At 55.0% G+C, this 10193-nt stretch carries 11 protein-coding genes and 1 CRISPR repeat array; of the genes, 10 read left to right on the plus strand and 1 reads right to left on the minus strand.

From position 1 onward, the window contains the following. Positions 1-86 precede the first annotated feature (86 nt). The 10 genes from csx16 (at position 87) to METLA_RS0108345 (ending at position 8938) form a co-directional block, all read left to right on the plus strand. Positions 87-383, plus strand: coding sequence for a CRISPR-associated protein Csx16 (csx16, locus tag METLA_RS0108300; RefSeq protein WP_024298102.1), 297 nt, complete (start codon positions 87-89; stop codon positions 381-383). Beyond that, positions 380-997: a hypothetical protein gene (locus METLA_RS21400; protein WP_024298103.1), complete on the plus strand. Its 618-nt coding sequence runs from the start codon at positions 380-382 to the stop codon at positions 995-997. Before csx16 ends, METLA_RS21400 begins: the two co-directional genes overlap by 4 nt. After that, complete coding sequence (locus METLA_RS0108310; protein ID WP_024298104.1) at positions 994-2133, plus strand: Card1-like endonuclease domain-containing protein; 1140 nt, start codon at positions 994-996, stop codon at positions 2131-2133. Before METLA_RS21400 ends, METLA_RS0108310 begins: the two co-directional genes overlap by 4 nt. Positions 2134-2216: 83 nt before the next feature. Then, a CRISPR array of direct repeats spans positions 2217-3520; the repeat unit is 37 nt; unit sequence ATTTAAAACACTGACCTTATAAAGAAGGGATTAAGAC. Between the two features lie 127 nt (positions 3521-3647). After that, on the plus strand, positions 3648-3932 hold the full coding sequence (gene cas2 / locus METLA_RS0108315; protein ID WP_024298105.1) for a CRISPR-associated endonuclease Cas2: 285 nt from the start codon (positions 3648-3650) through the stop codon (positions 3930-3932). A 132-nt stretch (positions 3933-4064) separates the two neighbouring features. Further along, complete coding sequence (cas1, locus tag METLA_RS0108320) at positions 4065-5021, plus strand: CRISPR-associated endonuclease Cas1 (RefSeq protein ID WP_024298106.1); 957 nt, start codon at positions 4065-4067, stop codon at positions 5019-5021. Next, on the plus strand, positions 5018-5764 hold the full coding sequence (locus METLA_RS0108325) for a CRISPR-associated endonuclease Cas1 (protein WP_024298107.1): 747 nt from the start codon (positions 5018-5020) through the stop codon (positions 5762-5764). The genes cas1 and METLA_RS0108325 overlap by 4 nt, the downstream gene beginning before the upstream one ends. Continuing rightward, the gene (gene cas2 / locus METLA_RS0108330; protein WP_024298108.1) at positions 5764-6072 is read left to right on the plus strand and encodes a CRISPR-associated endonuclease Cas2; all 309 of its coding nucleotides are present in this window, start codon (positions 5764-5766) and stop codon (positions 6070-6072) included. The genes METLA_RS0108325 and cas2 (METLA_RS0108330) overlap by 1 nt, the downstream gene beginning before the upstream one ends. 316 nt (positions 6073-6388) lie before the next feature. Further along, on the plus strand, positions 6389-6736 hold the full coding sequence (locus METLA_RS0108335; protein ID WP_024298109.1) for a cupin domain-containing protein: 348 nt from the start codon (positions 6389-6391) through the stop codon (positions 6734-6736). 18 nt (positions 6737-6754) lie between these two features. Beyond that, positions 6755-8407: an alpha-keto acid decarboxylase family protein gene (locus METLA_RS0108340; RefSeq protein WP_024298110.1), complete on the plus strand. Its 1653-nt coding sequence runs from the start codon at positions 6755-6757 to the stop codon at positions 8405-8407. Positions 8408-8491: 84 nt separating this feature from the next. Beyond that, complete coding sequence (locus tag METLA_RS0108345; protein ID WP_024298111.1) at positions 8492-8938, plus strand: YaiI/YqxD family protein; 447 nt, start codon at positions 8492-8494, stop codon at positions 8936-8938. A 102-nt stretch (positions 8939-9040) separates the two neighbouring features. Here the strand turns inward: METLA_RS0108345 and METLA_RS0108350 are convergent, their stop codons facing one another. Then, positions 9041-9901, minus strand: a complete 861-nt coding sequence (locus tag METLA_RS0108350) for a shikimate dehydrogenase family protein (RefSeq protein WP_024298112.1) — start codon at positions 9899-9901, stop codon at positions 9041-9043. Between the last annotated feature and the right edge of the window lie 292 nt (positions 9902-10193).

Genomic DNA, 10193 nt, shown 5'->3' on the forward strand with positions numbered 1-10193 from the left:
AGCGACGCCCACGTCGCGATTAAAAACAGGCTTCAGTCGCGACGTAGGCGTCGCTCCCACCCCACCCAACTTGATTATTGACTCACATGACCACCTACTTCGTCTCCCGCCACCCCGGCGCGATCGACTGGTCCCGGCGCCTGGGCATCCAGGTCGACCGGCAGCTCGATCACCTGGACATCGACCGCATCACCCCCGGCGATGTCGTGATCGGCAGCCTGCCGGTCAATCTGGCCGGCGCGGTCTGCGCCAGGAACGCCCGCTACATTCATCTGACGCTGGACCTGCCCTTCGATGCGCGCGGCGTCGAACTGGACGCGGAAGACATGCAGCGCTTCGGCGCCAAACTCGAAGAATATCGGATCACCAGGGTAACGGCATGACTGCAAACCTCTTCGGCTGGAGCGACCAAGCCTGGCAAACGCTCGACCAATTCGGCATCCTGTTCGGCGATCTGATGCTGCTCACCTCGATCGGCGGCCTCGTGTACGGCCTCTATAAACGCAACGACATCCGCCAGTGGCTGACCCGCAACCGCTTTCCCAGCATCGGCGGCCGTCCCGAACTGAGCCGCTGGCAAGGTCTGATCTTTACGGTCAGCCGCGCCAACGTGCCGGCCTGGGTCATCGGCCAGGTGCATCCCGAAGCCGTCGGCCTGCTGCTGACCTACTCCAGCCAGGGCGAAGGCGAACAGATCAAGGCGCAGGCGCGGCAAATAGGCATAAACGTCATCAGCCGCCACATCGACAACCCCGACGACCCGGCCGAAGTCAAACAAAAAACCGCCGAAATCGTGCGCGCGATGCAGGCGGACGGCATCGATCCCATCGCGGTCGATGTGACCGGCGGCAAAACCCCGATGAGCCTCGGCGCCTTCATGGCCGCCGAAGAAGCCTCGATCGACACCCTCTACGTGACCGCCGCCTACAAAGACAGCAAACTCGACATGGCCACGGCCAGCATCATCGCGATCTCGCAAGCCGGAGTGCGCGGATGAAAGTTCCCGTCCACCTGATCCTGATCTCCGCCCAGGCAGTCCCGAACATCACCCCCTTGCTGGACGACGCCTTCAAGCCCGGCAAGGTGATCATGCTGGTCAGCCGCGACATGCAGACGCGCGCGGACTGGCTGGAAGCGGTGATCGAAAAACGCGGCATCGACGCCCAACGCTGGTTGATCGACGATCCCTGGGACATCGAACACATCCAAAGCCGCGTGATCGACCTGCTCGGCGCCCAGGCGGAACAGGCCATTGCGCTGAACGCCACCGGCGGCACCAAGCCAATGAGCATCGCCGCCTATGAAATTTTTCGCGAATTCGGCTACCCGATCTTTTACGTCCACCCCGAACAAGACCGCATCATCTGGATGTATCCGCCCCAACAGCCGAGCCAGGCGCTCGCCGACCGCATCAAACTGCCGGAATTCTTCCAGGCCTACGGCGCGACCGTGACCGGTCAAGGCGGCAAACTCGGCGTTCCCCCGGCCTACCGCGCGTTAACCGAAGACATCATCAGCCGCATCGACCAGTATGAAAAAGCCCTGGGCACGTTAAACTTTAGGGCGGCCAGGGCCGAACGCAGCCTTGCGACCGAATTGAACGATTACGAAATGCGCAATGACGACTTGCTGCAATTGATCGAGCTGTTCGAGAGCGCGGGCCTGCTCGCGCTGGAAAAAAACAGACTGACATTTCGGGACGAAGACGCGCGCTTTTTCGTCAACGGCGGCTGGCTGGAGCAGCATGTTTACGGCCAGTGTCTGAACTTGAAAAAATCGGCCGGCATCCAGGACATCGGCCGCAGTATAGAGGTGGAACGGCTGCATAAAAACCAGCCGGTCAGGAATGAAATCGACGTCGCCTTGCTGAAAGACAACCGGCTCTACCTGATCGAGTGCAAGACCAAGGTCTTCAACGGCAATCATGCCGTGCACAGCGAAGGCGCGCAGACGCTCTACAAACTGGATACCTTGAAAGACCTGCTGGGCGGTTTGCAAGCCCGCGCGATGCTGATAAGCTTTACCCAACCCAAGAAACACGACTTGCAACGCGCCGGCGATCTCGGCATCGCGGTTTGCAGCCATCGCGACCTGCTAAACCTGAAAGAAAAACTGAGGGCCTGGATAAGATGACACCAATTAACTTTTCGAACGTGCAAAATTGCCCCAACCCCACTGCCAACCCATTGATTATAAAAGGAGGAAAACACCGAGCTATTTAAAACACTGACCTTATAAAGAAGGGATTAAGACTCGTCTGGCGTTTCGGTTTTCTTTTCGTTCGCCTATTTAAAACACTGACCTTATAAAGAAGGGATTAAGACGTTCAGCAAAAGGTCCGCTTGCTTTGCTTGCTCAATTTAAAACACTGACCTTATAAAGAAGGGATTAAGACGGTACGACCCTCGGTTGACTCTCTTGTGCATGTATTTAAAACACTGACCTTATAAAGAAGGGATTAAGACGATTGCATGGCAGCAGACATTGCACTGACTTCAATTTAAAACACTGACCTTATAAAGAAGGGATTAAGACGGGTTTCTTTTTTAGTTGCCATGTTTTTCACCATTTAAAACACTGACCTTATAAAGAAGGGATTAAGACGAAGCCGAACGACTTCATGACGACTGGCAGTTCTATTTAAAACACTGACCTTATAAAGAAGGGATTAAGACTTGCCGTCAAGATTGGCTTCAGCCACAAGGCCGATTTAAAACACTGACCTTATAAAGAAGGGATTAAGACGCTGCTACATCGCCAGAACCCTGCACCTTGAATGATTTAAAACACTGACCTTATAAAGAAGGGATTAAGACACTCCTGGAAAGCCAATGCCAGCAGGGACACCAATTTAAAACACTGACCTTATAAAGAAGGGATTAAGACTCACCTACTTTGATCAGGTCTTCTTTGCTGGCGTATTTAAAACACTGACCTTATAAAGAAGGGATTAAGACCTTGCCAGTCATGGCAAGCACCTTGCCATCAAGATTTAAAACACTGACCTTATAAAGAAGGGATTAAGACGTCCTGTTCAGCGTCGAGGACCAACACCCCGACTTATTTAAAACACTGACCTTATAAAGAAGGGATTAAGACCAAGTCTGACATGTCAGACTTGTGATCAGTCGGTATTTAAAACACTGACCTTATAAAGAAGGGATTAAGACCTTATATAAGGTTAATGAATTATTGGCTATCTTTATTTAAAACACTGACCTTATAAAGAAGGGATTAAGACCGCACGGGCGTTGTTTGGGGTATGAGACATATCAATTTAAAACACTGACCTTATAAAGAAGGGATTAAGACCAAGCGGGTCTGGCGTACCGACAATGGTAGTGCCATTTAAAACACTGACCTTATAAAGAAGGGATTAAGACCGACGGCGGTGATAACTCCGAATGATGTAAAATTTAAAACACTGACCTTATAAAGAAGGGATTAAGACACTGCAAACTCGACAGATTCGCCAGGGTTCAGATTTAAAACACTGACCTTATAAAGAAGGGATTAAGACAGGGATTTACAACGGCGGCGCGTGACGCGCCTTGTATTTAAAACACTGACCTTATAAAGAACCACCCTAACGGGTTGACAAGCTTGTCAACCCTGCAATTCGGCGGCTCCATGCGTATGCTGTACGCATGAGCAAACGCCAACTTTACATCGCCGCTTACGACATCCGGGACCCCAAGCGTCTACGCAAAACGCTGCGGGTGATTCGCGCCTATGCGTCCGGCGGCCAGAAATCGGTCTATGAATGTTTTTTGAGCAAAAGCGAAAAGGCCGCCTTGCTATCCGAAGTCAGCGATGTGATCGACACCGACGAAGACCGTTTTTTTCTGCTCAGGCTCGATCCGCGCAGCAAAGTTTATACGCTGGGCAAGGCATTGCCGCCGCAGGACGGCGCTTTTTATTACGTTGGCTAAGACATCGATGTCGTGTCCATCGCCACGGTAAACGAAAGCACCGGTGGGAGCGACGCCTACGTCGCGACTCGAGGCTTTAATCGCGACGTGGGCGTCGCTCCCACCACCATAGGTTTTGAACGAGGAGACACTATGTACACATTGTATTTGGATAGGAAAAACCTGGCCGTCAAACTCGACGGCGGCGCGCTGGCTTTGTACGAAAACGGCGAACGGCGCGGCACGGTGCCGCTGCATTTGCTGGAAAGAGTCGTCGTCAAAGGCGGCGTGGAGGTAGAGAGCCAGGTCTTCGGCGTATTGAGCGAGCGCAAGATAGCGCTACTGTTTTTGTCGGGCCGCACCAGCCAAATCAAGGCGATGTCGTTCAATCCCTCGCATAACGACATCAACCGGCGGCTGGGCCAGCTTCGCGCTTATTTCGATGCGGATAGCCGCCTGGAGATGGCGCAAGGCCTGGTGATCGCGAAGATTCACAATCAGCGGCAGTTGCTACAGGAAGCGATGGCCGCGCGCGCCGATTTGCGCAGGCCGTTGTTTGCTTCGATCGAAACGCTGGATACGATTTTACGGAAACTGGCGGCATCGCCGGTCGCGATCGAACCCTTGCGCGGCTATGAAGGCAGCGCTTCGGCGGCTTACTTTTCGGCTTATTCGACGCTGTATCCGCCGTCACTCGAATTCGGCAAGCGCGTCAGGAGGCCGCCGACCGATCCGGTCAATGCCTGCCTGTCGCTGGGCTATACGCTGCTGCATTTCGAGGCGGTGAACGGCTGCCTGCTGACCGGGCTCGAACCATTGCTGGGTTTTTATCACGAACCCGCATTCGGCCGCGAATCGCTGGCTTGCGACTTGATCGAACCTGTCAGACCGCGGCTGGATAAAATCGTGTGGGAATTGTTCCGCGAGCGCGAGCTGGACCAAAGCCATTTCACGCTGGACAAAGGCCGCTGTGTGCTGAACAAAAACGGACGCCGGCGCTTCTTCGCGCGTTACGAGCATTTCGCGGTTCCGGTCCGGCGCTGGCTGCGTTTGCAGGGGCATAAGCTGGCTAAGACCTATCTGCAAACCGTCTGGGACAAACCGCTGTGAGGCCGTTATACATCACCGGCTCGCAGGACACCGAAGTCGATTACGAGGAGCCGACGTTGGAGGTATCGGCGCCCGGCAAAAGCCGGCTGTTATTCCCGTTGTCCAGAGTGTCGCGCATCGTGGTGCAGGGCTTGGTCGCCTGGAAAATGCCGGCGCTGTATGCCTGCGCGGAGGCCGGCATCGCGGTCGTGTTCATGGACGAGAACGGCGAGGTGCGGGGGCGCTGGCTTGGTTGCGTGCGCGACCGGCAGACCCTGGAACAGTTATACGAAGATTTTTGGCAACATGCCGACGCTCTGGAGCGCTATCAGGACTGGCTGAACGGCATGCAGCGCATGGCGGTGCGCAGCGCGGCCCGGCGGTTGGGCTTTGGCGACTGGCAGGACGCCGATGCCGTAAGCTTGCGCCGCTGGTTCGAGGCGTCGGTCGATCGCGTCTGGCGCAAAAGCATCGAGCCGTTGACTGGCTTTTTGCTGGCCGCCGTGTTGCAGGCCTTGGGCGAAGCGGGCCTGGATGCGCGCAGTGAAAACCTGCATGACGAACGCATCACGCTGGCCGACGACTGGTGCAGGATTTTATGGTGGGATTTTTACCCGGCGCTGCGAGATTGGCATGCCCGCGCCCCTGCCCCGCCCGATCATCAGGCGCTGGTCGAATTTTATGAACAACGCCGGGGCCGCACCGGGCATTTGCTGCGCGGCCTGTTGAGCAAATGGCATCAATGCCTGCTGGAGATGCGTTGATGGCCAAGCAGCGCAAAAAACTGTATCTTATCAGTTACGACATCAGCGACCCGAAACGCCTGAGCCGGACTCACCGTGTATTGAAAAAAGCCGGACTGCCGCTGCAATATTCGGTGTTTACCGCGGTATTCAGCCAAACCCGCCTGGAGCGTCTCTTGACCTCGATCGAGCATATCATCGATCCCCGCGAGGATGATATCCGCTGTTATGTGCTGCCGGCAACGGTCGATTGCAAAACCTTGGGCCGGCAGATGTTTCCCGACGATGTGCTGTTGTTTGCGGGTGGCGTTAACCAGTTGCTGGGCTAAATATCGTTTCAGCACTCCCGCACAGCCATTACCGCGAAAATCGATAGTCGAAAAAGGGTGGGAGCGACGCCTACGTCGCGACTGAAGCCTGTTTTTAATCGCGACGAGGGCGTCGCTCCCACGGACGTGCTTTTTGCGGTCGCCTCGCCTGATAAGTTAAGCCGTTGGCTGAGCGAAGCGCCGTCCTGAGCTATTTGTTGGCTTCGGCTCCGCTCAGCCAACGATACGTTTTGCAGAGAAGCGGCACGCCCTTTGCCGCGAACTTCTCCAATAAACGAATGTCGCATTGTGTGCAACTTCATAGGAAAAACAAGTTATGCCATCAGAAACCGCAGCCAAACCCAAAGGACTCCCCGGAGCAGAAATTGCCAAGGCCGCCGAGCTGGTGAATTACCAGGACGGCGCCGTCGTCAGCCGGGAAATCATCAAGAAACCGACAGGCAACGTGACGATCTTCGCTTTCGACGAAGGCGAAGGCTTGAGCGAGCACACGGCGCCGTTCGATGCGCTCGTACATGTGCTCGAAGGCGAGGCGGACATCCGCATTGCAGGCCGGCAGCATCGCTTGCAGGGCGGCGAAATGATTCTGATACCCGCGCAGCAGCCGCATAGCCTGAAGGCCTTGCAGCGGTTTAAGATGATGCTGACGATGATTCGATCCTGAACCATGGGAGAGCGCGTTATGAACACGGCTAAATTCGATACGATTGGGCAATACCTCCTCAAGCGTCTCTATGATGCGGGCGTCAAGCATATCTTCGGCGTTCCGGGAGATTATATCCTCGGCTTTTACGATCTAATGGTCAACAGCCCCGTTCAACATATCGGCACTACGCGGGAAGACACTGCCGCCTTTGCGGCGGACGCTTATGCGCGCTGCCTGGGTCTGGGGGCCATGGCAGTCACCTATGGCGTCGGGGCGCTGAATACGGTCAATGCGGTGGCGGGCGCCTATGCGGAGTCTTCGCCGGTAATCGTCATCAGCGGGGCGCCCGGCATCCGCGAGCAAAGAGAGGATCCCTTGATTCATCATCGCTTCGGCCCTTTCACGTTCCAGCGCGAAATTTTCGAACGCATTACCTGCGCAACCGAAGTGCTGAATGATCCGGTGATCGCATTTCGCCAGATAGACCGGGCCATCGCCACGGCTCGCCGCTTATGCAAGCCGGTTTACATCGAAATCCCCCGCGATCTGGTCATGGCGGAAGGCTATCCGATGCCGGACGAGGCGTTGGAGCCGTTGGAGAGCGATGAAACCGCTTTATCGGAAGCGCTCGCGGAAACCATGGAGCTGATGGCCAAGTCGGTTTCGCCGATGATCATCGCGGGCGTCGAATTGCACCGGCGCGGACTTCAGAGCGCTTTGGTCAATCTCGTCGAGCGCGCGCACCTACCGGTCGTCGCCACATTATCCGGAAAGTCGGTGATGGCCGAGCGGCACCCGGCCTATCTCGGCATTTACGAAGGCGCGATGAGTTCGGAAAATGCGCGCTACATGGTGGAGCAATCCGATTTACTGCTGATGCTGGGCGTGACGTTGAACGACATCGATACCGGCATCTATACCGCAAAACTCGATCCCCATCATATGATCCGCGCGGCTCAGAACGAGGTTGTGATCAGCTCCCACCGCTACCCTCGCGTCACCTTGTCCGATTTTTTAACGGCCTTGGTGGGTTTGGTCAAAACGCGCAGCGAAGGATTTTCATCGCCGCCGGCAGCGTATGAAGCGAGCGCCTTTCCCGAACCGAAGCGGCCGATAACGACGGCCCGCATGATAGGCCGGCTCAATCAGGCGCTGAGCCCGGAGATGATCGTGGTGTGTGACGTAGGCGACTGCCTTTTTGCCGCGATCGATCTACAGGTGCATGAACAAAGCGAATTCCTCGCCTCCTGTTACTATGCCACGATGGGTTTTGCCGTGCCGGCTGCATTGGGCGCGCAAATCGCCCGGCCTGACCATCGTTTGCTGGTGCTGGTCGGTGACGGCGCTTTTCAAATGACCGGCACCGAACTGTCAACGCACGCATACCTGGGTCTGAACCCGATCGTGGTGGTTTTTAACAATTCCGGCTACGGCACCGAACGGGGTATCCTGGAGGGTCCTTTCAATGACATCAGCAGTTGGCGTTTCGACCGGCTGGGTGAAGTTTTCGGTCCGTTGAAGGGGTACGATGCCGCTACGGAAGAAGCCTTTGAAGCCGCGCTGATCAATTCCCTGAACAATCGAACCATGCCGAGCATCATTAACGTCCATCTCTCGGCCGATGACGCTTCTTCGGCGATGAAACGCCTTGCGGAACACTTGAAATCCAGGGTGAAAGGCGGAAGCTGAGCGCTTGCCTCCGTAGTGTTTGAAGGCCTTGGGCGAGCATGGATAAAATGCGCGCGAATGTTGTGATTTTTCTTAAGAGTGGCTATGCAAATCTGGGTTGATGCGGACGCCTGTCCGAAAGCGGTTAAGGAGATTTTGTTTCGGGCTTCGGAGCGCATGGGCATGACCACTACGCTGGTTGCCAATCAATTTGTACAGACGCCGCCTTCTCGCTATATCAGGCTGTTGCAGGTTGGTTCCGGTTTCGATGTGGCCGATAACGAAATCGTCAAAAGAATGAACGCCGGCGATTTGGTGATAACCGGCGATATTCCGTTGGCGCATGAAGTGATCGGCAAAGGCGGCCATGCCATCAATCCGCGCGGCGAGCGTTACACCCATGACAATATCAAGGAGCGTTTGAATATGCGCGATTTCATGGATACGTTGCGCTCGAGCGGAATCAATACCGGCGGTCCGTCCGCGTTGAGTGCACGCGACATACAAGCGTTTGCGAACCAGTTGGACAGATTTTTGTTACAGCACCGTTAGTTTTCGTCCTGAATCTGTCCCCCAGTAGTCAGTGCGATCGATCGCACAACAAGACCCTAAGCGTTCTTAATTGTCGTCTTTGGCAAAACCACCTGTTACAGGCTATTCTCCAAGGGCCTTCGCCACGGCTCGCTGAAATACAGCCTCATCGGGTTTGATGCCGGTCCATGCTTCAAATATCTGCATCGCTAGCTGCACCAGCATTTCCACGCCATTAACAATCGGGCAGCCCATGTCTCGCGCCGCCTTCAGAAAGGGCGTAATGCGCGGATTGGTAATGACGTCGACAACGGTTGTGCTCTGAGAAACAGTTTCCCAGTTAACGGGCACGGGTTCCAGCTGAGGCGCCGCCCCCAGATGAGTCGCATTCATCAGAATATCCGTGCCTTCGGGAACGCAAACTTCGCCGCTCCATTGCACCCAGTGGGCAGGAACCCCGGATACTCGGGTCACGGTTTGGGCAACCTCGGTCCCCTGGGACTCTCTTCGTGTGATAAGGGTCAGGTGTGAAGCTCCCGCCCATGCCAGTTCGACTGCCATGGCCCTGCCTGCGCCGCCGGCTCCGAGCATGACGACCCGCTTGCCCGCAATGGGCGTTACCTTCTGTATGGCTTTGACTACACCTTTACCGTCATTGTTGTGCCCGGTAAGACGACCGTCCTTAATGGACATGTAATTGACTGCACCAATGGCTTTTACATCGGCATCAATTTCATCAAGATGCGGAATGGAAACGACCTTGTAAGGCACAGTGATACAGGCGCCTGCAAAACCTAGGGCTCTTACACCTGCAATGGCAGCCGGAATATTGTTTTCCGAAGTCACATCGCATTTCCAGAACTGCCAGCGGAGACCGTAGTGGGCATAGACTTCATCGAACATCTGATCTATCGGGTTTTCCGCAACAGGATGACCCAGCATCGTGGTCATTTGTTTTTGTGGGGGTAAAATAATATTCGACATCAATGAGCTCCTTATCTTTTTTCGGCCCCGAAGACACCATGCCTTAACTGAAAACAATGTTATTTTTTGAATCACTTTCGGCGAATAAGTTCTTTTTTTCTACGTCAGTTTCCGCAAAGCCGTCGAGGAAGCGATCGGCAAGTTGCCTAACAAAACCGTGACTGATCAGGTTGAAGGCAGGATCATCCGGCTTGAGCGATAAAATCGCTTCCTCTTTTCAAAAAAACAGCGCGTCTCCTCCGTTTTCGCTCCGAGCCCTAACGCCGATTGAACATGCGTTATAATCACGGGT

Source organism: Methylomicrobium lacus LW14 (assembly GCF_000527095.1).
Taxonomy (GTDB): Bacteria; Pseudomonadota; Gammaproteobacteria; order Methylococcales; family Methylomonadaceae; genus Methylomicrobium; species Methylomicrobium lacus.